This is a genomic window from Aurantiacibacter gilvus (assembly GCF_038289935.1).
Taxonomy (GTDB): Bacteria; Pseudomonadota; Alphaproteobacteria; order Sphingomonadales; family Sphingomonadaceae; genus Alteraurantiacibacter; species Alteraurantiacibacter gilvus.
The window spans coordinates 361,342-387,420 of record NZ_JBBYHV010000001.1 but is presented as its reverse complement, the minus strand read 5'-3'; the positions used below and the strand labels follow the sequence as shown (position 1 = coordinate 387,420).

General features: G+C 64.7%; 25 protein-coding genes, 1 tRNA gene and 1 other RNA gene. 12 read left to right on the top strand and 15 right to left on the bottom strand.

The genetic code is table 11. From position 1 onward, the window contains the following. Positions 1–2 precede the first annotated feature (2 nt). The 3 genes from AAEO60_RS01860 (at position 3) to rnpB (ending at position 2,010) form a co-directional block, all read left to right on the top strand. On the top strand, positions 3–707 hold the full coding sequence (locus AAEO60_RS01860) for an N-acetylmuramoyl-L-alanine amidase (RefSeq protein ID WP_341671946.1): 705 nt from the start codon (positions 3–5) through the stop codon (positions 705–707). A gap of 88 nt (positions 708–795) precedes the next feature. Continuing rightward, positions 796–1,518 (top strand): aquaporin Z, encoded by a 723-nt coding sequence (aqpZ, locus tag AAEO60_RS01855; protein WP_341671945.1) that lies wholly within the window; start codon positions 796–798, stop codon positions 1,516–1,518. A gap of 54 nt (positions 1,519–1,572) precedes the next feature. After that, positions 1,573–2,010: RNase P RNA component class A (gene rnpB, locus AAEO60_RS01850), an RNA gene on the top strand. A gap of 20 nt (positions 2,011–2,030) precedes the next feature. On the opposite strand, the gene AAEO60_RS01845 is transcribed toward rnpB, so the two are convergent. Beyond that, positions 2,031–2,840 carry a metallophosphoesterase family protein gene (locus AAEO60_RS01845; RefSeq protein WP_341671944.1) on the bottom strand — a complete coding sequence of 270 codons (810 nt, stop codon included), beginning with the start codon at positions 2,838–2,840 and terminating at the stop codon, positions 2,031–2,033. A gap of 286 nt (positions 2,841–3,126) precedes the next feature. On the opposite strand from AAEO60_RS01845, the gene AAEO60_RS01840 reads away from it, so the two are divergent. Beyond that, positions 3,127–3,870 (top strand): TorF family putative porin, encoded by a 744-nt coding sequence (locus AAEO60_RS01840; RefSeq protein ID WP_341671943.1) that lies wholly within the window; start codon positions 3,127–3,129, stop codon positions 3,868–3,870. Positions 3,871–3,951: 81 nt separating this feature from the next. On the opposite strand, the gene AAEO60_RS01835 is transcribed toward AAEO60_RS01840, so the two are convergent. Next, positions 3,952–4,692, bottom strand: coding sequence for an SIMPL domain-containing protein (locus AAEO60_RS01835; RefSeq protein ID WP_341671942.1), 741 nt, complete (start codon positions 4,690–4,692; stop codon positions 3,952–3,954). Positions 4,693–4,783: 91 nt separating this feature from the next. Between AAEO60_RS01835 and AAEO60_RS01830 the strand changes: the two genes are divergently transcribed. After that, positions 4,784–5,224, top strand: coding sequence for a VOC family protein (locus AAEO60_RS01830; protein WP_341671941.1), 441 nt, complete (start codon positions 4,784–4,786; stop codon positions 5,222–5,224). A gap of 127 nt (positions 5,225–5,351) precedes the next feature. Here the strand turns inward: AAEO60_RS01830 and AAEO60_RS01825 are convergent, their stop codons facing one another. Further along, entirely contained in the window at positions 5,352–5,840 is a 489-nt protein-coding gene (locus tag AAEO60_RS01825) for an MgtC/SapB family protein (protein WP_341671940.1), read from the bottom strand. A 9-nt stretch (positions 5,841–5,849) separates the two neighbouring features. Beyond that, complete coding sequence (locus tag AAEO60_RS01820) at positions 5,850–6,032, bottom strand: DUF3008 family protein (protein ID WP_341671939.1); 183 nt, start codon at positions 6,030–6,032, stop codon at positions 5,850–5,852. Between the two features lie 133 nt (positions 6,033–6,165). Between AAEO60_RS01820 and der the strand changes: the two genes are divergently transcribed. Continuing rightward, positions 6,166–7,653 carry a ribosome biogenesis GTPase Der gene (der, locus tag AAEO60_RS01815; protein WP_341671937.1) on the top strand — a complete coding sequence of 496 codons (1,488 nt, stop codon included), beginning with the start codon at positions 6,166–6,168 and terminating at the stop codon, positions 7,651–7,653. A 123-nt stretch (positions 7,654–7,776) separates the two neighbouring features. Then, the gene (locus AAEO60_RS01810; RefSeq protein ID WP_341671936.1) at positions 7,777–7,977 is read left to right on the top strand and encodes a hypothetical protein; all 201 of its coding nucleotides are present in this window, start codon (positions 7,777–7,779) and stop codon (positions 7,975–7,977) included. A gap of 6 nt (positions 7,978–7,983) precedes the next feature. On the opposite strand, the gene bfr is transcribed toward AAEO60_RS01810, so the two are convergent. The 4 genes from bfr to AAEO60_RS01790 form a co-directional block, all read right to left on the bottom strand. Further along, entirely contained in the window at positions 7,984–8,466 is a 483-nt protein-coding gene (bfr, locus tag AAEO60_RS01805; protein WP_341671935.1) for a bacterioferritin, read from the bottom strand. A gap of 135 nt (positions 8,467–8,601) precedes the next feature. Next, on the bottom strand, positions 8,602–8,826 hold the full coding sequence (locus AAEO60_RS01800) for a (2Fe-2S)-binding protein (RefSeq protein ID WP_423970061.1): 225 nt from the start codon (positions 8,824–8,826) through the stop codon (positions 8,602–8,604). 54 nt (positions 8,827–8,880) lie between these two features. After that, positions 8,881–10,104 carry a DUF418 domain-containing protein gene (locus tag AAEO60_RS01795; protein WP_341671934.1) on the bottom strand — a complete coding sequence of 408 codons (1,224 nt, stop codon included), beginning with the start codon at positions 10,102–10,104 and terminating at the stop codon, positions 8,881–8,883. 88 nt (positions 10,105–10,192) lie between these two features. Next, on the bottom strand, positions 10,193–11,389 hold the full coding sequence (locus AAEO60_RS01790) for an SPOR domain-containing protein (RefSeq protein ID WP_341671933.1): 1,197 nt from the start codon (positions 11,387–11,389) through the stop codon (positions 10,193–10,195). A gap of 261 nt (positions 11,390–11,650) precedes the next feature. On the opposite strand from AAEO60_RS01790, the gene AAEO60_RS01785 reads away from it, so the two are divergent. From AAEO60_RS01785 to AAEO60_RS01775, 3 genes are read left to right on the top strand one after another with little or no spacing between them, the layout of a single operon-like run. Beyond that, positions 11,651–12,352, top strand: coding sequence for an AAA family ATPase (locus AAEO60_RS01785; RefSeq protein ID WP_341671932.1), 702 nt, complete (start codon positions 11,651–11,653; stop codon positions 12,350–12,352). A gap of 11 nt (positions 12,353–12,363) precedes the next feature. Further along, positions 12,364–12,813 carry a hypothetical protein gene (locus AAEO60_RS01780; protein WP_341671931.1) on the top strand — a complete coding sequence of 150 codons (450 nt, stop codon included), beginning with the start codon at positions 12,364–12,366 and terminating at the stop codon, positions 12,811–12,813. Between the two features lie 14 nt (positions 12,814–12,827). Then, on the top strand, positions 12,828–14,204 hold the full coding sequence (locus AAEO60_RS01775; protein WP_341671930.1) for an SPOR domain-containing protein: 1,377 nt from the start codon (positions 12,828–12,830) through the stop codon (positions 14,202–14,204). A gap of 72 nt (positions 14,205–14,276) precedes the next feature. Here the strand turns inward: AAEO60_RS01775 and AAEO60_RS01770 are convergent, their stop codons facing one another. From AAEO60_RS01770 to AAEO60_RS01760, 3 genes are read right to left on the bottom strand one after another with little or no spacing between them, the layout of a single operon-like run. Continuing rightward, positions 14,277–15,038, bottom strand: a complete 762-nt coding sequence (locus AAEO60_RS01770) for an SDR family NAD(P)-dependent oxidoreductase (protein WP_341671929.1) — start codon at positions 15,036–15,038, stop codon at positions 14,277–14,279. Beyond that, a complete protein-coding gene (locus AAEO60_RS01765) occupies positions 15,028–16,251 on the bottom strand; it encodes a dihydroorotase (protein WP_341671927.1) in 1,224 nt (407 codons plus the stop codon). The genes AAEO60_RS01770 and AAEO60_RS01765 overlap by 11 nt, the downstream gene beginning before the upstream one ends. Beyond that, complete coding sequence (locus AAEO60_RS01760; protein WP_341673528.1) at positions 16,248–17,297, bottom strand: aspartate carbamoyltransferase catalytic subunit; 1,050 nt, start codon at positions 17,295–17,297, stop codon at positions 16,248–16,250. Before AAEO60_RS01760 ends, AAEO60_RS01765 begins: the two co-directional genes overlap by 4 nt. A gap of 354 nt (positions 17,298–17,651) precedes the next feature. Here AAEO60_RS01760 and sppA point away from each other — a divergent pair, with 354 nt between their 5' ends. After that, positions 17,652–19,556, top strand: a complete 1,905-nt coding sequence (gene sppA, locus AAEO60_RS01755; protein ID WP_341671926.1) for a signal peptide peptidase SppA — start codon at positions 17,652–17,654, stop codon at positions 19,554–19,556. A gap of 56 nt (positions 19,557–19,612) precedes the next feature. Further along, a tRNA-Val gene (locus AAEO60_RS01750) sits at positions 19,613–19,687 on the top strand. 5 nt (positions 19,688–19,692) lie between these two features. Here AAEO60_RS01750 and cobA read toward each other — a convergent pair. The 4 genes from cobA to nirB are packed head-to-tail and all read right to left on the bottom strand — an operon-like array spanning position 19,693 to position 25,914. Beyond that, the gene (cobA, locus tag AAEO60_RS01745; protein ID WP_341671925.1) at positions 19,693–20,487 is read right to left on the bottom strand and encodes a uroporphyrinogen-III C-methyltransferase; all 795 of its coding nucleotides are present in this window, start codon (positions 20,485–20,487) and stop codon (positions 19,693–19,695) included. After that, positions 20,484–23,045, bottom strand: a complete 2,562-nt coding sequence (locus tag AAEO60_RS01740) for a nitrate reductase (RefSeq protein WP_341671924.1) — start codon at positions 23,043–23,045, stop codon at positions 20,484–20,486. The genes cobA and AAEO60_RS01740 overlap by 4 nt, the downstream gene beginning before the upstream one ends. Positions 23,046–23,059: 14 nt before the next feature. Further along, positions 23,060–23,440: a nitrite reductase small subunit NirD gene (gene nirD, locus AAEO60_RS01735; RefSeq protein WP_423970060.1), complete on the bottom strand. Its 381-nt coding sequence runs from the start codon at positions 23,438–23,440 to the stop codon at positions 23,060–23,062. Continuing rightward, a complete protein-coding gene (nirB, locus tag AAEO60_RS01730) occupies positions 23,437–25,914 on the bottom strand; it encodes a nitrite reductase large subunit NirB (RefSeq protein ID WP_341671921.1) in 2,478 nt (825 codons plus the stop codon). Before nirB ends, nirD begins: the two co-directional genes overlap by 4 nt. Positions 25,915–26,079 lie beyond the last annotated feature (165 nt).

The following is a 26,079-nucleotide window of genomic DNA, read 5'->3' as shown; positions in this document are numbered from 1 at the left end:
GTATGGATGAGCTGGTCCACCGGGAGGAGTTGTCACCCAACTTCAACGAACGGCAGCTGCCGATCTCGATGGTCGTGCTCCACTATACCGAAATGAAGCCGGTCGAGACCGCGATCGCGCGGATGTGCGATCCGGAAGCGCAGGTTTCCGCCCACTACTGTATCACCGAGGAAGGCGAAGTGATCCGCCTCGTCCCCGAAGACAAGCGGGCCTGGCACGCAGGCGTCAGCTACTGGCGCGGGCACAAGGACGTGAACTCCGCCTCCATCGGGATCGAGCTGGACCACCCCGGCCACGCGCTGGGCTACCGCGAATTCGCCGAGGCCCAGTTCGAAGCCCTGCTGCCGCTGCTGGCGCGGATCGTGAAGACCTACAACATTCCCCGTGCCAACGTGGTAGGCCATTCGGACATCGCGCCCGCACGCAAGATCGATCCGGGCGAACTGTTCCCATGGGCGCGGCTGGCCGAATATGGCCTCTGCCTGCCCCGCCCCACCAAGCTGGAACGCGGCGATCCGTTCGACAACGATGCCGCCTTCTACCTCGCGCTGGAACGGTTCGGCTACGACATCACGGACGGGATCAAGGCCGTGGAGGCCTTCCAGCGCCGCTGGCGACCCGAGCTGATCAACGGCGAGATCGACGGCGAAGTTCGCGCGATCCTGTTCCAGCTCTTGCTCGACCGCGACCGCGGCGCTGCACGCTGAAGGTTATTCACAGCGCGATTCGCCTAAATCCCTTCGGAAGAGTAGATTTCCGCCGTCATTATTGACGTGGAGGAGGGGAGTACAAGCAATGGTGCAGAAGATGTCGGCCGAGTTCTTCGGCACATTCTGGCTGGTGTTTGGCGGTTGCGGTTCGGCCGTGCTGGCAGCGGCCTTTCCCGAGCTGGGGATCGGCTTTGCCGGCGTTGCGCTGGCTTTCGGCCTGACGGTACTGACCATGGCCTATGCCGTGGGCGGGATTTCGGGTGGCCATTTCAATCCGGCGGTATCGCTCGGCCTCGCGGTCGGCGGACGGTTTTCGTGGAGCGAACTGCCGCTCTACTGGGTCGCGCAACTGCTCGGCGCCTTCTGCGCTGCGGGCATGCTGTTCCTGATCGCCTCGGGCATGGACGGCTGGAGCCCAGGCAGCTTCGCCTCCAACGGCTATGGCGACCTGTCGCCCGGCGGCTATTCGATGCAGGCCGCCCTGCTGATCGAGATCGTGCTGACAGCAGGCTTCCTGGTGGTGATCCTGGGATCGACCTCGAAGAAGGTGCCCGGCGGCTTTGCCCCGATTTCCATCGGCTTGGCGCTGACGCTGATCCACCTGATCTCGATCCCGGTGACCAACACCTCGGTCAATCCGGCCCGGTCGACCGGTGTGGCCTTCTATGCCGACACTGCTGCCGTATCGCAGCTGTGGCTGTTCTGGCTCGCCCCGCTGGTGGGCGCGGCAATTGGTGCAGCCGTATGGCGCTACCTGCTGTCACCGGACGAATCGCTCGACAACATCGGTGGCGAGGCCGCCGAATAGGGACATTGCGGGATGGCTTTGCGAAAGCGGGCCATCCACCCTATATCGCTCTCGCCGGGGAGCCGGGCAGCCGCGTTGTCGCAAGACACCGAGGAAAGTCCGGGCTCCGCGAAACAAGGGTGGCGGGTAACGCCCGCCCGGTGGAAGCCTCACGGCCGAAGCCGAGGGAAAGTGCCACAGAGAGTATACCGCCGATGGCCCCTAAAGGGCACAGGCAAGGGTGAAAGGGTGCGGCAAGAGCGCACCGGGGTTCTGGCAACAGCGCCCGCATGGCAAACCCCACCCGGAGCAAGACCGCATAGGGGTCTCGCGCCAGCGTCCTTCGGGACAACGGCAGGAGCGTTTCGCTCCGAGAGACCCGGGTTGGTCGCTGGAGCGGCGGAGCAATCCGTCGCCTAGATGAATGGCTGCCCCCGCAGCGCTGGTCGCCCAAGGAAACGAGGGACGATACCGGTTGCGGGACAGAACCCGGCTTACAGGCTCCCCGGCAACTTTTATTGTCCTATAGAATCTCAGTGACCCGTCTGCTCGGAGGCGATGGTGATATTGCCTTCGCCGTCGTCGACGGCGGTAATATAGCGGCGAGCTTCACCCTCGAGTACCAGGGCGGTCAGTTGGCCCGAGGCATAGGCACCGGTATCGATGCCGATGCGGTTGCCCTGATCTGTCGGCGTGTCGGTGATCGTGTGGCCGTGGATCACCACCATGCCGTATGGTTCCGTGTGACTGAGGAAAGGTTCGCGAATCCAGCGCAGCCTGGCCGGCTGCTGGTCCGCCAGCGGCACGCCGGGCTCGATCCCCGCATGGACGAACAGGTAGTCTCCAATGGCGATCATGTCCTCGAAGCGGGAGATGAAATCGATGTCGGCACGCGGCACCTTGTCGATCATCAACTGCTGCACGTCTTCGATGGGGGCCTTGGAATACTGCCGCTTGTCGACGCCATATGACAGCAGCGTCTCGCGCCCGCCATGACGCAGGAAATGCCGCAGCGTCTCGATGTTGGTCATGCTCTTGAGGAACATTTCCTCGTGGTTGCCGGCCAGGATGCGGACCTTGCGAAACTTCTGCCATTCGCGCGCCAGGGCGATCACGTTGACACTGTCGGGCCCGCGATCGACGAGGTCACCCAGCAGGATCACGGTCGTTTGCGCCGGTCCGCGATCGCGGTTGTCATGCTCGATCGCCTCGATCAGCGCGATGAACAGGTCGCTGCGTCCATGGATGTCGCCCACCGCATAGACGCGCTCGCCATCCGGGATCGCCGCAGCGATCTGATGGCGCTCAGAAGCGCGTTTGCGAGAGCGAAAGAAATTCAACATGGTCAATCAGTGGGGTCCACATAGTATCAACGCTCGCGGACGCAATTGGTTGACGTAGGAAGGTGAGATATGGCCGCAATATCCTGACAGGCCAATGAATGTGATGCCAAAACCACACACTTTTGCAGTTGCGGCGTGACATCGAGCAATTTCTCTTGTGCGCCGCACAATGGCTATGCATGATAATTGCGCAATCACGGAGATCAGGCACACAAACGATGCCGGGCACGTGATAAGCGCAGGTGGGACGAAGCATATTTCACCATAGCAATTGAGGAAATTGCCCATGCTTACGTCCGTCCGCAGCCTTACGGCTGCTTCTGTTTTTGCTCTCTCGGCTGCCTTTGCAGCTCCTGCCATGGCGCAGGACGACGATATTGGCGTTTCGGTTTCGGCCAACGTCGCACTCGTGAGCGAGTACCGCTTCCGCGGTGTTGACCTTTCGGGTGGCGATATCGCTATCCAGGGTGGTGTCGACGTCGGCCTTCCGGCCGGTTTCTATGTCGGCACCTGGGCTTCGTCGATCGACGAAACCACCGTTGGCTACGGCCACACTGAACTCGACATCTACGGCGGTTGGGCCGGCGAGTTCGGCAACGTGTCCACCGATGTCGGTGTGATCATGTACATCTATCCGAACGCCGGTGCCGGTGACTTCGACTATGTCGAATTCTACGGTTCGGTTGGCGTGGGCCTGGGCCCGGCCGATCTGACGGCTGGTATCGCCTACGCACCTGACCAGGATTCGCTGGGCAGCACCGACAACCTGTACCTGTATCTCGATGCAGGCGTCGGCATCCCCGACACGCCCGTCAGCATTTCGGGTCACATCGGCTACACCGACGGCTTCCTGACCTTCACCACCGATGGCGAAGCCCTCGACTGGTCGCTGGGTGCTGAGGTTGCCGTTCCGGGCACGCCGCTCGCACTGGGCATTGCCTACGTCGGCGTCGAAGGCGACGGCATTGTCGATCCGGGCGGGGTCTTCACCGACGACGCCGTGGTCGCCACGCTGTCGGCAAGCTTCTAATCATCGCGTAAAGCGAGGAACGGGAGGGCCCGTACCGGCAACGGTGCGGGCCCTTTCGTATGTGCACGTCAGGGGGCGGAATCAGTCGAGCATGAAATCGATCGTGGTCACCACGCGCACCTTCTTGAAGGGCGAGTCGGCAGCACCCCAGCCCTCCTCGTCGCCGTCGCGGGCGGTGATCGAGAAATAGCCTTGTGTGGCGCGGCGGATCGAACCCACGCCGGCGCCCGAATCCTCGGCAAACTGTTCTGCTGCTGCACGCGCATCACGGGTGGCTTCGGCCACCATCTCCGGCTTGATCTCGTTGAGGCCGGTGAAGGTGAAGCTCATGTTCGAACTCTGCAGCAAGACACCCCGCCGGACGAGCTCGTACTCGCGCCGCACGGCTTCCTGTGCCATTTCGACGTCGTCGGTGCGCAGGCTCATGCGCTGGTTGACCGTGAAGCGGGTCACGCCGTCATCCGGCGTATAGCTGCTGGCGTTGATCGAAACCGGCTGCAGCGCGTCCTCCGGAAAGCCCTGGTCCGCGAAGAACTCGCGGATCTGCCCGGTGTCACGATCGATGCTGGCCTGCGCCGCCGCCAGGTTCCCGGCGGTGGCCGAATAGGACAGCGTCCAGGTGGCAAGGTCAGCGACGACATCGCGCTCTGCCAGACCGCGCACGGTAACGGTACGATCCGCCATCTTGGCGCGTACCAGGCCGTCACCGGTCATGAACCCGCCGACGCCCAGGCCTACGGCAATGATCGCCGAGGCGAGCACCAGGGGTCGCTTCCAGAAAGCGGTGGCTTGCGGGGCGGTGTCTTCTGTATAGTCGGTCATGGCTGCTCTCCGGGTCGGTTCGTGTGATGATGTCACCTAACTTTCCCGCGATGAACCGTGTTTGAATAGCGACGAACGGAGTTTTCGCTCGATGATCCAGTACCTCCACACCATGATCCGCGTGACCGACCTCGATGCCACGCTCGATTTCTTCAAGCTGCTTGGACTGGAGGAGGTACGCCGCAAGGACGTCCCGCCGGGCCGCTTCACCCTCGTGTTCCTCGCCGCTCCCGGCCAGAAGGACGTGGCCGAGCTGGAACTGACCTACAACTGGCCGCCCGAAGACGGCAGCGCGCCGGAGGAATACACCGGCGGACGCAACTTCGGCCACGTCGCCTATGCCGTGGATGATATCTACGAGACCTGCCAACGGCTGATGGACGGCGGTGTCACCATCAACCGTCCGCCGCGCGATGGGCACATGGCTTTCGTTCGGTCTCCCGACGGCATCAGCGTGGAACTGCTGCAGAAAGGCGGCGCGCTGGAGCCGCAGGAACCCTGGGCCAGCATGGAAAACGTCGGCAGCTGGTAGGCCGCGAACGATCGTCGTTCCGCGCATGTTGCGACGATCATGACAAGGATGTCCCTTCTCGCCGCCCCTGCCATGCTCTCGATGGCCGGGCTCGGCTATGTCGGGGGCTGTGCATGAGCGGTGCCGTTCAGGCTTCGGGACTTTCTTTCTTACTCTCCAGCCTGCGATCATGCTCCTTGCGCTCAACGAAGCGCAGGATCGTCAGCATGAACAGCGCGACGCCGGTCGCGAGCGCCACCAGCGGCCATTGAGCGGCACCGCAGGCGATGCCGATCACAGCTGTCAGCCACAGGTTGGCAGCCGTAGTGAGGTTATGGACCCGTCCCTTGCTGAAGACGATCAGGCCCGCCCCGATGATTCCGACGAAGGCTCCGGCTGCTTCGTACAGCCGCAAGGGATCGCCGCGCGCCGGTTCCATGCCGTTGAAAAGGGCGATTGCTGACACCGTCATCACCGCAGCGGCAAGGCAGACAAGCCCGTGCGTGCGCATGCCCGCCGCATGGCCGCGATACTCGCGGTCCAGCCCCAGCAGCAGGCCGAGCACGGCAGCGGCTCCCAACCTGATTGCCAGGCCGAGATCGATGGATGCGGCGGCGACGGGCGCGTTAAGCTCCATTGCCAAGAGCTAGTCGACGTGGTCCGGCTTGCCTTCGCGCTCGGTGCTGGCCATCTCCTCCAGCTCTTCCTCGCTCATCGATTCGTACATCGACTTCGAAGCGTCTTGCAGTTCGCTCTTGTCGGTTTCGCCGCGCTTGGCGGACAAGGCCGCCCCGGCAGCCTTCTGTTGCGCCTTGGACTTTGCAGGCATGGAATTGCTCCTTTGCTTTGCTCATCCCCCTTCCCCTCTTCTTGCAACATGCGGGTATGACCAAGGTTCCGTTCTCGCGCTCCGATGTGACCTATCGCTTGCCTTTCGATCGCATAGACGCCACCTGCGCCCGATGAACCCGCGCAAGCTCCCCCAGGTCGTCATCATCGGGCGGCCCAATGTCGGCAAGTCGACGCTGTTCAACCGTCTGGTTGGCAAGCGGCTGGCGCTGGTCGACGACCAGCCGGGCGTCACCCGCGACCGGCGCATGGGCAAGGCTGGCTTGTTGGGACTGGAATTCGAAGCGGTCGATACCGCCGGATGGGAAAACGAGGACGATGCCTCGCTGCCCGGGCGGATGCGCGCACAGACGCAGGTTTCGCTCAAGGGAGCCGACGCCGCACTGTTCGTGATCGACAGCCGCACCGGTCTGACCCCGCTTGACGAGGAAATCGGCCAATGGCTGCGCGAGCAGGAAGTGCCGGTGGTGCTGGTGGCGAACAAGGCCGAGGGCAATGCCGGTGAAGCGGGTATTCTGGAATGCTATTCGCTGGGCCTTGGCGAACCGGTGCCGGTCAGTGCGGAACACGGCGAAGGCGTGGCCGACCTCTATTCCGCACTGATCCCGCTGCTCGACGAACGCGCCGAGCAACTGGAGATCGAGGCCGATTACGAGGCTGCCGTCGCCGCAGACGAAGCTGCAAAGCGCGCAGCCGAGGCGGCCGAAGCGGGCGAAGAACTGGTAGAGATCGACCCCACCGCACCGCTCAGTCTGGCTATCGTCGGACGGCCCAATGCGGGCAAGTCGACGCTGATCAACCGGCTGCTGGGTGAAGACCGGCTGCTGACCGGGCCCGAAGCGGGCATCACGCGCGATTCGATCTCGGTCGACTGGGAGTGGACCGATCCCGCCAGCGGCGAGGACCGTGTCATCAGGCTGATCGACACTGCCGGAATGCGCAAGCGCGCCAAGGTGGTCGACAAGCTGGAGAAGCTGTCGGTCTCCGATGGCCTGCGCGCGGTAGACTACGCCGAGGTGGTCGTGCTGCTGCTCGACGCGACGCGCGGGCTGGAAGTGCAAGATCTGAAAATCGCCAGTCGGGTGCTGGATGAAGGCCGCGCGCTGATGATCGCCATCAACAAGTGGGACGTGGCCGAAGACCCGTCCTCACTGTTCAACGGTATCCGTGCCGCACTGGAAGAAGGCCTGTCGCAATTGCGCGGCGTGCCGTTGTTCGCGGTCTCCGCCATTACCGGCAAGGGTCTCGACACCATGCTGGCCGCTGCCTTCAAGCTGCGCGAGGACTGGAGCCGCCGCGTGCCCACCGCGGCACTCAACCGCTGGTTCGACGATGCGCTGTCCGCCAACCCGCCGCCCGCGCCGGGTGGTCGGCGGATCAAGCTGCGCTACATCACCCAGGTCGGCACGCGCCCGCCGCGCTTCGTGATCTTCGGTACGCGCCTGTTCGACTTGCCAACCAGCTATGAACGTTACCTGCTCAACGGGATCCGCAAGCAGCTGGGCTTCGGAGCCGTGCCGGTACGGCTGACGCTGAAGTCGCCGAAGAACCCCTACGACGACAACCAGGGCGGCGGCGGAAAGTACAGCGGCCCGCGTTGAGGCGGCTGGCCGCAGTTCAGCCACATCTCACGTCAACCAAGTCCCGGCTGACATCAGACGTTCACGAAACCTGACCAAGGTCAGGCCTGCATGGCGCGAAGGCGCCGTGGCAGGAGAAAGCCGATGTCCCGTCTGCAAGTGAACTTCACCAATGCCGGATCGCAGGTACCGCAAAGCCTCGAAGCCCCCGACATGGTCACCGCATTGGTAGTCGCCGAAATCAACATGGGCGAAGCGCCAGCGGAAATCCGCGACGGCGATCGCCTGTTGGCGCGACTGGAGAAGCGTGGGCGCACTCACGCTCCATTCTGGTATGTGGGCTAGGCTGCCCTAGCCTTCTTCGGCCGGCTTGCTTTGAAGCTGGACGTAGTTTTCCAGGCCCATGCGTTCGATCATGTCGAACTGGGTCTCAAGGAAATCGACGTGCTCTTCTTCACTCGATAGGATCGAGGCAAACAGGTCGCGGCTGACATAGTCGCGCGCATTTTCGCAGTGTTCGATGGCATCGCGCAACAGCGGGATGGCCTCTTCCTCCATGGCGAGATCGGCTTTGAGGATCTCTTCGACCGTCTCACCCACCTTCAGCTTGTGTATGGCCTGGAAGTTCGGCAGCCCGCCCAGGAACAGTACGCGTTCGGCCAGCAGGTCTGCATGCTTCATCTCGTCGATCGATTCGTGACGCTCGTATTCGGCCAGCTTGTGCACGCCCCAGTCGTCCAGCACGCGGTAGTGCAGCCAGTACTGGTTGATCGCGGTCAGCTCGTTGGTGAGCGCCTTGTTGAGAAATTCGATTACCTTGGCGTCGCCCTTCATGGCCTGTCTCCTGCTGTCTGCGTATGGTGCGAACATGGTCACGCGCGCCGGGCATTGGCAAGCGAATCCGGCCTTGGGAACGCCAAAAAAGCTCGGAAAACCGCGCTATTGCGAATGCGAATCAGGAAAGGGGGGTCAGGCCGCTTCGAGCGCGGTGAGCATGGCTTCCCGCTCTTCGGCAATCAGTTCTTCGGCTTCTTCGAGGCAGTGCCCGCAGTTGGGGCGCTTGCCCAGCTTGGCATAGACACTTTCCGCGCTGCCGCGATGCTGCCGCGCAGCCTTTCGCAGTTCGCATTCCCGGATAGCATTGCAGACGCAGGTATACATGGGCGGTGAGTCTCTATCTCCTGCCCGAATCATTACTGCGAATGGATTGCATTAGCAAGTCTCTTGCGAATTAATCGCAAGACCGCATCACCGCTTGAGCGGGAACAACCGCCAGTAGGTGAGGCAGCGCCACAGCCATTCGAGCGGACCGTAGCGGAACTTCGCCAGCCAAACGCGCGAGAAGGTCAGCATCAGAGCCCAGCCGAGCAGGACGAACAGCAACAAGTATGCGCGGTGATATTCGCCGTACATGCCGCCAGCCCAGCCCTGGAAGATCAGCATCATCACCAGCGACATGCCGATATAGTTGGAAAAGGCCATCCGGCCCGCCTGCCGCAAGCGCTCGCCCAGCCAGCTGTCGTTTGCTTTCGCCGCAAAATCCGTCAGCAGCAGTACCGCCCCCAGCAGGATCGGCAGGTTTGCCAGCGTCGCCACCCCGAAAAAGACGAACTGCGTTTGGTAGGGCGGAAAGCCCCGCTGGCTGACGAAGAGGCCCGCCGCAAGCAAAAGAGCCAAGCCGATAACGATCCCGAGCCATGCGACTGGCCGCCAGCGTGCGCGCAGGTCAGCATCGGTGAACAGGCCAGCCTTGAACAGCCCGATCCCGATCAGCAACTGCGGAATGGTCTCGTAGAAAATCAGGGTCAGCTGGCGAAGCAGCTCGTCGCCCCCTTCGCTCACGCGCAACCCGACGACCTGGGCGTAGCTGCCATCGGCATAGACTTCTGCTTCGATCATGTTTTCCGCGATCCGGCCGCGCCAGAATTCCTCGATCACTGCGCGGGCAGGATGTGCTGCCTCACCCACCGTATTGTATTCGATCAAGGCCAGGTTCGCGAGTTCGCTCGCACTCAGCGCGCCCGCAGCGACCAGCCAGACAATCCCCGCAAGCAGCGTGCCGCGCGCCGTGCCGTGCACACCCATCAGGGCAACAAACCCGGCAGCGGCATACATGAAGAGAATATCGCCGCCGAACAGCAGCGCGTAGTGTGCCATCCCGAACATCGCGAGCCAGAACAGCCGCCGCGCCTGCAACCGGGCACCATCTGTCTGGCCCTGCTTCCGCTCCGTGAACAGGACGAGCCCGGCACCGAACAACAGCGCGAACAGCCCGCGCATCTTGCCGTCCACCAGCACCAGCTGCGCCAGCCAGATCCAGCTGTCGCTCTCGCTGGCACCGCCAGGCAAGGCCGGCGGCCAGAAATAGGCCAGGCCGTTGTTGGAAAAGGCGACGATGTTCGCCAGCAGAATGCCCAGGATCGCAAAACCGCGGATGAAATCCAGCGCCTCGATCCGCTCGCTGGCGGTCACCGGCGCAGTAGGTAGAGCCGGGTCGTCGTCGTGTGATGCTGCGTAGGGAATGGTTGCGCCCTTGCTCTGGTAGCGCGACCTTACCCGCTCAATTGCGGGTCACAAGGCATTCCTGACCGGCACGTTGCAGGCTGGCACAGGCAGCCTGCGCATCGGCCCGGCTGGCATAGCCGGCCGCGAGCAATCGTGTGACCCGCCCCGTCGGCACCAGCAGCCGCTGGCGACCTGCGATCTCCGGACGGCCCGAGAGCCGCTGCCACAGCCGCTCGGCATTGCCCGCAACGCCGAAGGCCCCGAGCTGCACACGCCACGGACCGGTGGCTGCCGGTGCGGCAACAGGCGTGGCAGCCGCCGGACGCGGCGCCGGTGCAGGTGCTGGCGTCGGCACCGGAGTTGCAGCCGGACGCGGTGCGGGTCGCGGCGCAGGCGCAGCGGCGACCTGTACGGGCGGCTGCACGGCGGGCTGCTGCGGCGCGGACATGTTCGCGAAGCTGGCTCCCGCCCGAGCCGGATCTTCCGTTCCGGTGGCCTGCCGCGCCTGGGCCACGGCATCGCGCGCGGCAGCGACGGATGGCGACACGGAGACACTGGGAATCGGGCGCGGCATAGGCGGGGTGGCGGCGGGCGGCGGCATTGCCTGCGATGCAGGCACCGCAGCAGGGCTGGACAGGTCCGCCGCGGCAAGCTGCACCGAGCGCGCCTGTTCGGCCTCGGTTTCCAGCTGCCGCGCCAATGCAGCACCGTTCTGGCGCTGCTCGAGCGGCATGATCTCGTCCATCTGGGCGATCGCCGGACCCGCTTGCGGCAAGCCTGCGCCATTCGCCAGCGTCAGCAGGGCATAGGCGCGTTGCCAGTCGCGTTCGACCAGGTCACCATTGAAGTGGGCAATGCCCAGCAGATACTGCGCGCGCGGATCGCCGCGCGTGGACGCGGCCCGGACATAGGGGAGCGCCTCTTCACGGCGGCCGTCCTGGAACAGCATCAGGCCATAGGTATCTGCGGCCTGCACGTGGCCTGCCCCGGCAGCCGCCTGGTACAATTCCGCGGCCCGCGCCATGTCTTGGGGCACGCCGCGCCCCAGCCGGAACGCCTGGGCCAGATTGAACAAGGCATCGGGATCGCCCGCCGCCGCCGGTCCCTCCCATTCGGCTACGGCCGCGGCATAGTCGCCTCTTTCCCAGGCCTCCACGCCATCGCGCACATCCGCAACTGCTGGTGCAGCCAGCATGGCGGCAGCAATGACAAGGCATGTTCCCGAGATTGCGACTAGCGGGCGTACAGTCATGGTGGGTCTCATCTGCTCGAACAGTGGAATGAGCCTGCCATAGTAAACAGCCAATTAGCAAAGCGTTTATCCGGGTGCGAAATAACCCTGGACAAGACCCCTCATAGTGGCTGCATCCAGCCTGCGGCCGCCAACAGCGCCAATTTTTGTGCGCGCGGCAACTCCCTAAATTAACTCAAAATAAAGGGTATCCTGCGAAGCCCTGAGGCGAAGGCCCGTGATTTGACTTGGTCGGGTCAGTTTTTTCTAGGGGGATTCGCCTTGCGCGTATTGGCATTGGCATCGCAGAAGGGTGGCTCCGGCAAGACCACCTTGTCCGGGCACCTCGCCGTCCAGGCGCAGCGCGCAGGCGCTGGTCCGGTCGTGCTTATCGATATTGACCCGCAAGGGTCGCTCGCCGACTGGTGGAACGAGCGTGAGGCGGAATTCCCTGCCTTTGCCCAGACCACGGTCGCGCGTCTCGCGAATGACCTTGCGATCCTGCGCCAGCAGGGCTTCAAGCTCGCCGTGATCGACACGCCGCCCGCCATTACCATGGCGATCCAGAGCGTGATCTCGGTTGCCGAGCTGATGGTCGTCCCAACGCGCCCCAGCCCGCACGACCTGCGCGCCGTGGGTGCCACGGTCGACTTGTGTGAACGTGCTGGCAAGCCGCTGATCTTCGTGGTCAACGCAGCCACGCCCAAGGCCAAGATCACCTCGGAAGCCGCGGTTGCACTGTCGCAGCACGGCACCGTGGCCCCGATTACCGTCCACCACCGCACGGACTTTGCCGCTTCGATGATCGACGGCCGCACCGTGATGGAAATCGAGCCGGAAGGTCGCAGCGCACAGGAAGTCGTCGCACTGTGGCACTATATTGCCGATCGTCTCGAAAAGAACTTCCGTCGCACCGTGTTCGCCGCTCCCGCTGCCGCTAACGGCGCGCAGGGCGGTGGCTTCGGTCGCAGGGTTGCCCAGTGATGGCCAGCTCGATGACCGAAAGCAACGCCTTTGCCTCGCTCGGACCGATGCTGCTGGCACGCAAGGGCACGGCCAAGCCTGCCATGCGGACGCAGCTGACGCAGAATGATCGCGTCGCCACACTGGGCGACGATTTCGACGAACTCGCTGCCAGCCAGACTGCGCTGGGCTGGGACGACATGGGCCACGACGACCAGGTCGTGCGCTTGCCCGTCTCCAATGCCCGGAAACGGATGGAACAGCAGAAGCAGGCGCGCCGCAAGGCCGTGGACCAGGGCCGACGCGCTGCTTTCACGCTGCGCCTCGATGCTGAACGCCACCTCAAGCTGCGCCTCGCCAGCACCATACAGGAATGTTCCGCGCAGGAACTGGTGACTGCTGCCCTCGACCAGTACCTGGCCGAGATTTCCGAACTCGATTCCATCGCCGCGCATGTCGCGGGCAAGAAAAGCAAGGCCTGAAGGGGACCCTAGCCATGACTGCAAAGATCAAACGCAACCCGATGATCAGCCTCGGCGTGACCACGGCCATGGCGGCTGTCCTGCTCACCGGCTGTGCCGGCGCAGGTGCCCCGCGCGCGGAAGTTTCGGCATCCGAAGCGCAGCAGGCGATGGTCCAAGGCCACACCAGCGAAGCCGTCCAGCACGCCGAAGCAGCCGTGCTCGCCGAACCGCGCAACGCCAGCTACCGCATGATGCTGGGCAACGCCTATCTTAACGAAGGCCGCTTTGCTTCTGCTTCCACCACTTTTGCCGACGCCATTGCACTGGGCGAAAATAGCCCGCGCGCCGCGCTCAGCTATGCCCTCGCCCTGACCGGCGAAGGCCGCTTTTCCGAAGCTTCGGGTGTGCTCAACGACTGGGAAGGCGAGATCGCCGCCGGTGACCTTGGCCTGGCCTATGCCCTGGCCGGCCAGCCAGAACGCGGCATCCACGTCCTCACCAACGCCATCCGCCAGGGTGACGATACGGTCAAGACCCGCCAGAACCTCGCCTACGCCTATGCAGTTGCCGGTCGCTGGCGCGAAGCCCGCCTGATGGTGGAACAGGATGTCCCGGCCGACCAGGTTGGTGCGCGCATGCAGGAGTGGGCCCAGCTTACCCATGCCGAAGCGTACCAGCACCGCGTCGCCGGCCTGCTGAACGTGCCTGCCGGTGTGCCTGACGCTGGCCAGCCGATGCAGCTGGCCCTCGCCAATCACCCGGGCATGGAGCAACTCGCTGCCGAAGCCGACGGCTATGCCGCCGCGGATCAGGAATTCGCTGCTGCCGACATGCCGGAAACGGCACCGGCCTTCGGTGAACTGCCTGCCGTCAACGAGCCGCAGATCGGCCTCGATACCTATTCCCAGCCGGAAAACGATGCGCCGACCGGCTTCGACGAAGCCTTTGCCTCCGTGGCGCCTGCGGGCCAGTCGCAAGCCGGTGTCGCCAGCGAACCGGCCGTGCAGTCGGCACCGGCCCGCGCGCCCTCGCCGCGTCCGGTCGCTCGTCGTGAAGTGGCCGCCGCCGGCTCCGCAGCATCGGCTGCCGCCAGCGGTGCGGCACTCGACGGCTCGCACCTCGTGCAGCTCGGCAGCTTCTCCAGCGAACAGGGCGCTCGCCGCGCCTGGGGCATCTACCTCAGCCGCCATCCGGAACTGGCCGACCACGAAATGGTCATCACCGAAGCCGTGGTCCGCGGTCGCCGTTACTGGCGCGTATCGGCCAGCGGTTTCGACCGCGCTTCGAGCCGTTCGATGTGCTCGAGCGTGAACAGTTCCACTGTCGGCGAAGGTTGCATCTCGTGGGCTGCCAACAGCCCGCTGCCGGGTGCAGTCGATCGCGGGGGCACGATGTTCGCGCGCCGCTAGACCGGCTCATCTCTCCTCCGGAGACAATCGGCCCCTCCCCGCTCTGGCGCGGCGAGGGGCCTTTTTGTCGGCCTAGAGCGAGTATCCACCGTCGCTGACCAGCGTGGTGCCAGTCATGGTGCCCGAGGCATCGGACAGCAGGAACAGCACCTGGCCAGCGATCTCTTCCGCGCTCTCGAAGCGGCCCATGGGGGTGCCGTAACCCGCCATCTCCTCGAGTGCGCCCGCGCGGTCGCCTTGGTGCTTTTCGACGAGATCGGCGAACATCGGCAGCTTGTCCCAGATCGACGTGTCCACCCCGCCCGGGGCGATTGCGTTGACGCGAATGCGGCGCGCGGCGCCTTCCTTGGCAGCGCCCTTGGCAAGGTGGATCGCTGCAGCCTTGCTCGCGCCATAGGCAGAGGTGCCCGGCTCCGCCTTCAGGCCCGCCACGGAGGCTGTCAGCACCATTGAGGCCCCGTCATTCGCCAGCCGCATGGCGGTGCGCAGCGACAGGAACAGCCCGTCGAGGTTGACCCCCAGCACGCGCCGCCAATTGGAAAAGTCCATCTTCGCGATCAGCGCGGTCTCGCCCGCGATTCCCGCGTTGAGCAACGCGCCATCAAGCTTGCCGCCGTCAGCCTCGATGCGTTCCCACAGTGCCGGATCGGCGACGTCGCCGGTATGGATCGTGACCGCGCAGGGCAGGTCGAGCGCGCCCAAAGCATCCCCGTCGATATCGACCAGGGCGAGATGATCCGCACCTGCCTTGGCCAGCGCCTTGGCACAGGCCGCGCCGATCCCCGACGCGGCACCCGTCACGAGCACGCGTTTGCCTGAAAAATCAAAGCTCAATGGAGACGCCCCCCTTCCACAGGGCCGTGACCTTGCCGTCCACGGGCTGGCGGTCGAAGGGCGTATTGCCCGCCGCAGCCGCCATTTCGCGGCTGTCGACCACCCATGGTGCTTGCGGATCGAGCAGGGCAATGTCGGCTTCCTTGCCCGGCGTCAGCTCACCCGCCTCGATGCCCAGCAGGCGCGCGGGATTGCGGGCCAGCAGGTCGAAGGCGCGCGGCATGTCGATCACGAAGTCGCGCACTAGGGTCAATGTCATGGCGAGCAGCGTCTCGGCCCCCGCCATGCCCGGTGCAGCATCGGCGAAGGGCAGGTTCTTGTCTTCCGGCCCCCGCGGGTCGTGGCCGCTGGCGATCACGTCGATGGTGCCGTCACCGATGGCTTCGACCACAGCCTGCCGGTCCGCCTCGTCGCGCAATGGCGGAGAGAGGCGCGCGAAAGTGCGATAGTCGCCCAGCGCGAGGTCGGAGAGCATGAAGTGCGCAGGCGTGACGCCCGCCGTGATCGCGACACCGCGCACCTTGGCAGCGCGCACGAGGTCAAGCCCTGCGCGCGTCGTCACCTGGCGGATGTGGAGACGCGCGCCACTAATCTCGGCCAGCGCGATGTCGCGCGCGACAGCCAGCGCCTCGGCTTCGGCGGGAGCACTGGGCAGGCCCAGCCGCGTCGCCATCTCACCCGCCGTGGCAGCCGTGTTGCCGACAAGCCCCGCGTCCTCGGCATGGGTGACCACCACCATGTCCAGCATGGCGGCATATTGCAGCAGCCGCAGCATGACGCCGCTGTCGCCGATCCACTTGCGGCCCGTGGCAATGGCCTTGGCACCCGCATCGCGCATCAGGGCGATCTCGGCCAGCTGGTCTCCCGCCAGGTCCTTGGTGGCGGCGGCCAGCGGGTGGACCCACAGGTCCGGCTTGCCGCTCTGGGCGAGGAAGCGCACGCGCGCCGGATGGTCGAGCGGCGGCGACTGGTCCGGCATCAGCGCGGCGCGGGTGATCCCGCCGAAATGGAAGGCCGGCTTGTCGATGGCGAAGACGCCGAGGTCGACGAGGCCGGGAACCACCAGCTTGCCAGCAGCATTCACCGTCTTGTCGCCGTCTTGCGGTGCGCCTTCGGCGATCACGCCGTCCGCGCAGCGCAGCGGCGCTTCGCGCAGGCCTTCGGGCGTGACCAGTGTGCCGCCGGTGATGGAGAGAGGGCGCACCTGCTTCATACCCATTCTCCTGCACCCCAGCCGGGGACAGAGCGCGACTTTCGCGTCAGCACGTCAAGGCAGGCCATGCGTATCGCGACGCCCATCTCCACCTGCGAGGTGATGATGGCGCGGTTGGCAAGGTCTGCCACGTTGCTGTCGATCTCTACACCGCGATTCATCGGCCCCGGATGCATGATAATGGCGTCCGGCTTGGCCAGTTCGAGCCGTTCCATGGTGAGGCCATAGAGGTGGCGATACTCGCGCGGGCTCGGGATGAACTGCCCGTCCATCCGCTCGTTCTGCAGGCGCAGCATCATGACCACGTCCGCGCCGTCCAGCGCTGGGTCGAAATCGTGGAACACGTGTGCACCCATCCGCTCGATTCCCGCAGGCATCAACGACGGCGGCGCGCAGACGCGCACCGTTGCGCCCAGGGCCTGCAAGCAGAGGATGTTGGAGCGGGCCACGCGGCTGTGCAGCACATCGCCGCAGATCGTCACGGTCAGGCCGGTGAAATCCTCCGCCTCGTCGCCGCGCTCGCGCAGCTTGTGCCGCAGCGCCAGGGCATCGAGCAGCGCCTGCGTCGGGTGTTCGTGCTGGCCATCACCGGCATTGAGCACGGGACAATCAACCTTGCTGGCGATCAGCCCCACCGCGCCGCTGCTGCCGTGGCGGATGACGATGGCATCGGCCTTCATGGCATTCAGCGTCACCGCCGTGTCGATCAGCGTCTCGCCCTTCTTCACGCTCGACTGCGCGGCGTACATGTTGACCACGTCGGCCCCCAGCCGCTTGCCGGCGATCTCGAAGCTCAGCAGCGTGCGCGTGGAGTTTTCGAAGAAGGCGTTGATGATCGTCAGGCCGGACAGGGTATCGGCATGCTTGGCCGCCTGCCGGTTGAAGGCGACATAGTGCTCGGCCTCTGCCAGCAGGTAGAGGATCTCGTGCCGCTCGAGCGCCGATATGGCCAGCAGGTCGCGGTGCGGGAAGGCGCGGCCGCCTGCGGGAAACCGGTCGCTGGCAGCAGGCACTGCGGGTGCGGCCGGACCGTCGAATTCGCGCATGAAGGTACGGATCTTGTCGATCGTGCTGCTGCGCATGTCACGCCCGGCGCGCAGCTGCGACACGAAGGGCTTGTCGTTCAGGGCCAGCTCGCCAAAGCGCGTCTCGGACAGGCCGTGTTTCGCGCAGAAGTCAGCGATCTCGTCGAGGAGGTTTGTCATTGCCTCGCGCTCTTGTTGGATTAAACCAACTTGTCAAGTTGGAAACGATCTCGCCGCGCGATTGATCGGGGAAATCCACGGGTCCGGAACGGCATCAGCGCATGCCCTGCACAGGCGCGCACGGCTTAGCGCTGGCGCTGTCCCATGCGACTGCCTAAATAGATGCGACGCATCTGTAATTTCACAGGGGTACGCATGGGTTTCGCACGCAAGGTCTGGCGCCTGCTGGTCAGTATCAAGGACGCGCTGGCGCTGTTGTTCCTGCTGCTGTTCTTCATCGGCCTGTTCACCATCCTCAGCTCGCGGCCCAATCCCGGCTTCGTGCGCGACGGAGCGCTGTTGCTCGATATCAACGGCTCCATCGTGGAAGAAGTGTCGCCGATAGATCCGTTGCAGGCGCTGATCTCGCAAACCCTGCCCACCCGTGAATATGCTTCACGCGATCTCGTCCGCGCGATCGATGCCGCTGCGGCCGACGACCGGATCGAAGCCCTTGCGCTTGACCTGACGGGTTTCCTTGGCGGCGGCGCGGTGCACATGTCCGAGGTTTCTGCCGCGCTCGACCGCTTCAGCGCGGCCAACAAGCCGATCTTCGCCTACGCCTATGCCTACACCGACGATTCCCTGTTGCTGGCAGCACACGCAGACGAGGTCTGGGTGGATCCGATGGGCGGGGTCGCCATTACCGGTCCGGGCGGCGAAAGCCTCTATTACGCTGACGCGCTGGAGCGCTTCAACATCACCGCCAACGTTTACCGCGTGGGCACCTACAAGAGCGCGGTGGAGCCCTATATCGCAGCTGGCATGTCGCCTGAAGCCCGCGAGAACCTCTCGCAGCTGCTCGCCACCCTGTGGCAGGAATGGCGCGCAAATGTCCGCGCCGTGCGTCCGCAGGCCGATATCGAACTGGTGACCACCGATGTGGCGGGTTGGCTCGAAGCCGCCAACTACGACATTGCCGAGGCCTCGGTCGCCGCCGGGCTGGCGGACCGCACGGGGACCCGCATCGAGTGGGGCGAACACGTGGCCGAGGCCGTGGGCGAGGACGAATGGTCGAACGAGCCGGGCAGCTTTGCCTCCACCGCTTACGACCCGTGGATCGCCGACGTGAACCAGAAGGCCGACAGCGGCGGCGAAGGCCGGATTGCGGTTGTCACCGTCTCTGGTGATATCAGCGACGGCGAGGCCGGCCCAGGTGATGCCGGCGCCGCGCGCATTGCCGGGCTGCTCGACGATGCGCTGGATGACGATCTCGATGCACTGGTCGTGCGCATAAATTCGCCCGGCGGCACTGTCACCGGATCGGAGACCATCCGCCGCGCCGTTATGCGCCACCGCGATGCCGGCACGCCCGTGGTCGTGTCGATGGGCAACTATGCCGCCAGCGGCGGCTACTGGGTGGCCACGGCTGGCGAACACATCTTTGCCGAACCGGAAACGCTGACCGGCTCGATCGGTGTCTTCCTGGTGGTGCCCAGCTTCGAAGGCCTCCTGAGCGATTACGGCGTCACCACCGATGGCGTGCGCACCACGCCGCTGTCGGGGCAGCCGGACGTCCTGGCAGGCTTCACACCCGAAGCCGAAGCCGTGCTGCAGGCCTCCACCACCGGCTTCTACAACCGTTTCCTGGCGCTGGTCGCCGAAGCGCGCGGGATCACCATCGAGCGGGCTGACGAGCTGGGACAGGGCCGCGTCTGGGACGGCGGCGCTGCCCGCCAGCTGGGCCTGGTCGACCAGTTCGGCGACCTCGACGCTGCCATTACCTGGGCCGCAAACCGGGCCGAGCTGGAGGAAGGCGACTACGACGTTCGTTTCCTCGGCAGCAATGCCCCCCGCTACGACAGCCTGCTGGCGCAGCTGCTGTTCAGCGGCAATGACGCCACCGAGGCTGGAGGCCGCGACGTCGCCAGCATTTTTGCCCGCCGGGAGCTGTCGCGCCTGCAGCGCGTGAGCGAAGACCTTGATCGCCTGATGGCGGTAGAAGGCGTTCAGGCCCGCTGCATGGAATGCGCCGCCGTCCCTGCCAGCGGCGGCTCGCCGGGCACATCGACGCCGCCCGGCGGCTGGCTCCCGTTGTTGGCGCGCCTGGTGGGCAATTGAGGTGCTTGTCAGGTCGCTTTGAAACCCGTAAAGGCGCGCCCCTGCCGTGAATCGGCGGGCGCGTAGCTCAGTGGTAGAGCACACCCTTCACACGGGTGGGGTCGCAAGTTCAATCCTTGCCGCGCCCACCATCTTTTCAATGACTTGGAAGAGATGGCGGACCATCTGCCAGCGCAGACGCACCCACACCTCCATTTGAACGGATCGACTGTTCGCCAACGGCTTCACCGATCAGCAAGAGCGCAGGCCCGTCACCCAGTGCCGTCCTTGCCGCCAACGGGAGCAAGTCGAGGCGTGTGAGGAAGTGCCGCTCGTGCGGCAAGCTGGCGCTCTCTACCAGAGCCACCGGAGTTGCTCCCGGCAGGCCCGCTTGGATGAGGCCATCGGCAACTTCCGCAGCAGAGGTCTTGCCCATGTAGATCGCCAGCGTTGCCTGCGGATCAGCCAGGGCCTTCCAGTCGAGTTCCAGCACCTTGCCCTTCTGCAGGTGCGCCGTCACGAAAGTCAGCCGGCGGGCCGTACCGCGTAGCGTGAGCGATTGTCCGAGACTGGCCGAGGCGGCGCTGGCGGCGGTGATACCGGGACAGATCCGGACCGGAATTCCTGCGGCACGGCAAGCGGTCAGTTCTTCGTTGGCACGTCCGAAAATGGAAGGGTCGCCCCCCTTCAGGCGGACAACGCGCTGCCCGTCCTGCGCAGCCTCCACCAGCAGGGCATCGATGCTCTTCTGGTCCTTCGAATGTCGCCCGGCCCGCTTCCCGACCGACACCAGCCGGATGTGATCGGGGATCAGGTCAAGGACGCCTTGCCCCACCAGCGCATCGTGGAAGATGACGCTGGCAGCCAGTATCAGCCGTTCGGCCTTGCGGGTGAGCAGGTCGGGATCACCGGGCCCTGCTCCGACAAGCCAGACTTCTCCGGAAGCGATCATTCGACTGTCTCCTTCTCTTGATCGGCGACCTGCGCCAGCAGTTGGGCGAGGATCGGGCGACAAGACCCACAGTTGGTTCCCGCGCGAGTGACCTCGCACAGCTTGGGCAAGCTGTTCGCACCCTGTTCGATGGCGCCACGCAGCACCTTCTCGCCGACATCGTGACATACGCAGACCAGCTTGCCGCGATCGGGCTGCGGAGTGGCCGGACGACCGGCGAGCAATTCCTCGATCTTCGCACTCGGCGCGGAGAACTGCCGTTCTATCCACGAGCGGTCCGGCAGACGGCCACTGCGCGTGACATAGAGCGCTGCCTCCAACCCGCCGGCGGCGGCCGGCACGGTGATCCGCGCCATGCCGCGGGCGCGATCGGATACTTCACGCCTGACCCCACCCGGCAGCAATGCGTCGACGTCGATCGTCCCGTCTCCGGCAAGTTCGGTGAGCCAACCGCCAGCAATGCGCGCCCTCGCCCAGTAGCTGCAGTCCGGTCGAACCGGTTTGCGTGTCAGGAGAAAGGCCCGCCAATCCGGCAGATAGGGCACAAGCTCGACAGCCGAGTTCTTGAAGCCGGGCTGTCCCGAAACCGGGTCGGTCGCAGCATGAACCACCAGGCCGGTGCGCCCGCCGCCCGCATTCTGGTCGGTGAAATGCATGGGCGCAAACAGCTCTCCTTGCGACTGTCCATCGCTGACGGCGACCCGAAAGATGCTTTCGCCCTGGGCGGACCGCAGCCTGGCAAAACCGCCATCGGGGACACCGATGCGTTCAGCGTCACCGGGCGAAACTTCCAGCAATGGCTCGCGCCGGTGCTTGGACAGGCTTGCGCTCAGGCCGGTGCGGGTCATCGTATGCCATTGGTCACGATACCTTCCGGTATTCAGCACAAGGCCATGGCGATTGCCCGTCCACGGTTTGACTGCGATCAGCCGACCACGGCCATTCGGCGTTGAAAAGCCATCCTTGAAAACATCCCGGCCACCCCACTGGAAAGGTGCCATGGTGTCATAATCGACGTCGGAGCAATCTGCCCATGGCGTCAGGTCGAGTGCCTTGCCAGCCTGGGCAGGCAGCCGCGTCATGGCCGCATATTCGCGGAACACGGCGGCCGGGTTTTGAAAACCGAAGTCTGAGCCATAACCCAACCGCCCAGCCACATCGCAGATGATCTGCCAGTCGGCCCGCGCTTCTCCCGGAGCAGCAAACAGAGCCCGCTGCCGCGAGATCGTGCGCTCGGAATTGGTAACCGTGCCGTCTTTCTCTCCCCAGGCCAGCGCGGGGAGGCGGACATCGGCGAAACTTCCCGTATCGGTGTCCGCGATCACGTCGGAGACGATCACGTTCGGGCACCTTGCCAAGGCTTCGCGGACAAAGCCTGCATCGGGCATCGAGACAGCCGGGTTGGTGGCCATCACCCAGAGGAACTTGATCCTGCCCGCGTGAAGAGCCCGATACAGATCCACCGCCTTGAGACCGGGACCGGCACACAGGTTGGGCGCCTGCCAGAAGTCGGCGACAGCTTCGCGCTCGGCTTCCGAAAAACCGAGGTGGCAAGCAAGCATGTTCGCAAGTCCGCCCACCTCGCGCCCGCCCATGGCGTTGGGCTGGCCGGTTATGCTGAACGGCCCCGCCCCCGGCCTGTTGATCCGTCCGGTAGCGAGATGGAAATTGATGATCGCATTGCCCTTGTCGGTCCCGCAGACCGACTGGTTGGCCCCCTGGCTGAACAGGGTAACCGTGCGAGGGTGTTCGATAACCAGGTCAACCAGCCGGGCGAAAAGCTCAGGGTCGATGCCGTGATCCCCCGACAGGGCCTGCAGGAAACCATCGGGCACGTCGCACTGGTCGCGCATGAACTGCGCATCGAGGCCGCCACGCTTGGCGACCGCATCGAGCAGGGCATTGAACAGGGCGACATCGCCATCGGGTGACACCGGAATGTGCAGGTCTGCCATTGCCGCGGTCTCGGTACGCCGCGGGTCGATGACGACCAGCTTCGTGCCGCACTTCTCACGCGCGGCCTCGATCCGCTGCCATGCGACCGGATGGCACCAGGCAGTGTTCGATCCGACAAGGATGACGAGGTCCGCGCAATCGAGATCCGCGTAGGAACACGGCACCACATCCTCGCCAAAGGCACGGTTATGCGCGGCGACCGCGCTGGCCATGCAGAGGCGGGAATTGGTATCGATATTGCCCGTGCCGACGAACCCCTTCGCCAGCTTGTTGGCCACGTAATAGTCCTCGGTCAGCAGCTGGCCCGAGACGTAGAACGCAACTGCCTCGGGGCCGTGTTCGGCAATCACCGCACGCATGCGTCCGGCGACCTCGTCCAGCGCCGCATTCCAGCTGACCTGGCGGTCGCCGATCATCGGGTGCAGCAGCCGGCCTTCGAGTCCTACGGTCTCTCCAAGGTAGGTCCCCTTGGAGCAGAGGCGGCCGTGGTTGGCCGGATGCCGCTTATCGCCCTTGATCGTGACCGAACGTTCGCCCGTCACCTGGGCCGCTATTCCGCATCCCACACCGCAATAGGCACACGTCGTGCGAATGGCTGGCATCGCCGGTCAGCCCCTCACGCCGCCAGCGCGGACGCGAGGGGCGGCGCTTTTCCCGGCACGACAGCCTCGCGCAGCAGGTAGATGCGGCCCGCGTCCACCTTCAGGGGAATGGTCGGCGTGCAGCCCTCGTCATCGCCCAGTGCCTTCCCGCTCTTCAGCGAGATGCGCCAGTTGTGGAGCGGGCAGGACACGCTGTCGCCATGCACGATACCCTGGCTGAGAGGACCCTGCTTGTGCGGGCACTTGTTGACCAGCGCGTAGAATTCGCCGCCCATGGTGTGGAACACGGCGATCTCCTCGCCTCCTTCGACCGGCAACGTGGCGGCCATGCCGGGTTCGATCTGGGTGATCGGGCCGATGTCCAGCCAGACGGGCTTTGCGGTGGCGGTCATCATGCTTCCTCCAGTTCGGGGCGGATCGTGGCGAGGTGGCGGTGCAGGTTGCGCTGATGCCCCGCGGCGCGGCGCTCCCACGGATCGACTTGCCAGTACTTTTGCGAAATACGGAAACGTGCCGCGAGGCGACCAATCCGCTCGGGATCGTCGAACAGCTGCGCCTTGATCCAGTCGAGACCCTTGCGCTCCAACCACGGCGCGGTGCGTTCGAGGTAGTGCGCATCTTCTCGGTAGAGCTGGATGAAGGCGAGACAGGTGCGCATCGCCTCTTCCTCGGTCTCGACCTTGCACAGCAGGTCCGTGGCGCGGACCTTGATCCCGCCATTGCCGCCGACGTGCAGTTCGTAGCCGCTATCGACGCAGACAACGCCGAAGTCCTTGATCGTGGCCTCGGCGCAATTCCGCGGGCAGCCGCTGACCGCCATCTTGAACTTGTGCGGCATGTAGCTGCCCCAGGTCGCCTGCTCGAGCTTGACGCCGAGACCGGTCGAATCCTGCGTGCCGAAGCGGCACCATTCTGATCCGACGCAGGTTTTTACCGTGCGCAGCGCCTTGCCGTAGGCGTGGCCGGAGACCATCCCCGCTGCATTCAGGTCAGCCCAGACGGCGGGCAGGTCTTCCTTCTTGATGCCGAAGATGTCGAGCCGCTGGCCGCCGGTCACCTTGACCATGGGGGCGTCGTACTTCTCCACCACGTCCGCAATCGCGCGCAGTTCGCGCGGGTTGGTGAGGCCACCCCACATGCGCGGAACGACCGAATAGGTGCCGTCCTTCTGGATGTTCGCGTGCAGGCGTTCGTTGACGAAGCGACTCTTCTCGTCGTCCTGGTATTCAGCCGGCCAGGCACAGAGCAGGTAGTAATTGAGTGCCGGACGGCAGGCAGAGCATCCGTCCGGCGTGGTCCAGTGCAATTCCTGCATCACTTGGGGAATTTCCTTGAGTCCCTTCTCGATGATCAGGCGGCGCACGTCGTCATGGGTGAAGCTGGTGCACTTGCACAGCGTCAGGGGGCCGCTCTCGACCTCTCCACCCAGGGTGATCTGCAACAGGCTTTCGACAAGGCTGGTGCAAGAGCCGCAGCTGGCCGAAGCCTTGCACTGGCTGCGTACGGCGTCGACGCTGTGGGCCCCGCCGGAAATGCACTGGACGACCTTGCCCTTGGAAACGCCGTTGCACCCGCAGATCTCTGCGTCGTCCGAAAGGGCAGCAACGGCGGCATTAGGGTCCGCAAGCGCACCCCCACTGGCGAAGGCCTGGCCGAAGATCAGCGCCTCGCGGATGTCGGAGACGTCTTCTTCCTTCTTGAGCAGGTCGAAATACCAGTTGCCGTCGGCGGTATCGCCGTAGAGCACCGCGCCGATGACGCGATTGTCCTTGAGCACCACGCGCTTGTAGACCCCGCGCGCAGCATCCCGCATCACGATGTCCTCGCAATCTTCGCCGCCGCCGAAGTCGCCCGCAGAGAACAGGTCGATCCCCGACACTTTCAGCTTTGTCGATGTTACCGAGCCTTGGTAACCGCTCGGCCGGTCCGTCACGTGATCTGCGAGCGCGCGGCACATATCCCACAGCGGTGCGACGAGGCCGTAGCACAGCCCGCGGTGCTGCACGCACTCACCCACCGCCAGTATGTCCGGATCGGAAGTGACCATGTGATCGTCAACCAGGATCCCGCGTTCGCAATCGAGGCCGGCGGACTTGGCGAGGCCTGTCGAAGGCCGGATGCCGACCGCCATCACCACGATATCCGCCCTGATGCGGGTTCCGTCATCGAGCTCGACGGCTACGACATGACCATCCGCGCCAAGGATCTCCTTGGTATTCGCGCTGGTCATGATTGTCTGGCCGCGGCTCTCCAGCTCCTGCCGCAGCAGGTATCCCGCCGCCTCGTCCAGCTGACGTTCCATCAGCGTCGGCATGAGGTGGATCACCGTGACCTTCATGCCGCGCAAAGTCAGGCCGTGCGCGGCCTCCAGCCCCAGCAGGCCACCACCGATAACCACGGCTTCACCGCCCTTCTCGGCTGCGGCGAGCATGCGGTCGACATCGTCGAGATCGCGGAAGGTCACCACGCCGGGAAGGTCGTGACCGGGGACCGGGACGATGAAGGGATCGGAGCCTGTCGCGATCAGCAACTTGTCGTAAGGCTCCGCCTTTCCGGACGCGGCAATGACCTTCTTGCTGTCGCGGTCGATTTCGCGAACGGGATCACCCGAGACAAGCGTGATGCCGTTCTCGTCGTACCATTCGGCAGTATTGAGTACGATCTCGTCGAAGGTCTTCTCGCCCGCAAGCACTGGCGACAGCATGATGCGGTTGTAGTTCACCCGCGGCTCAGCCCCGAAGATCGTCACCTCGAAACGGTCGGGATCGCGTTCCAGGACCTCTTCGACAGCACGGCATCCGGCCATGCCGTTGCCGATCACCACCAGCTTTTCCTTGCCCTGCACGACGATTGTCGACTGTGCGTTCATGTTCATTTCCTCTGTCGACAACGCACGCAAAAAAGCCGCCAAGCCTGTGAAGACTGGCGGCGCCATTGCCACGTTGGGATAGAATTATTCAGCGGAGGTGCCGGATCGTCCAGCATTGGACGGACACTTGTTTCCGATGTCAGTTGGTAACCGATTCGGGACGCC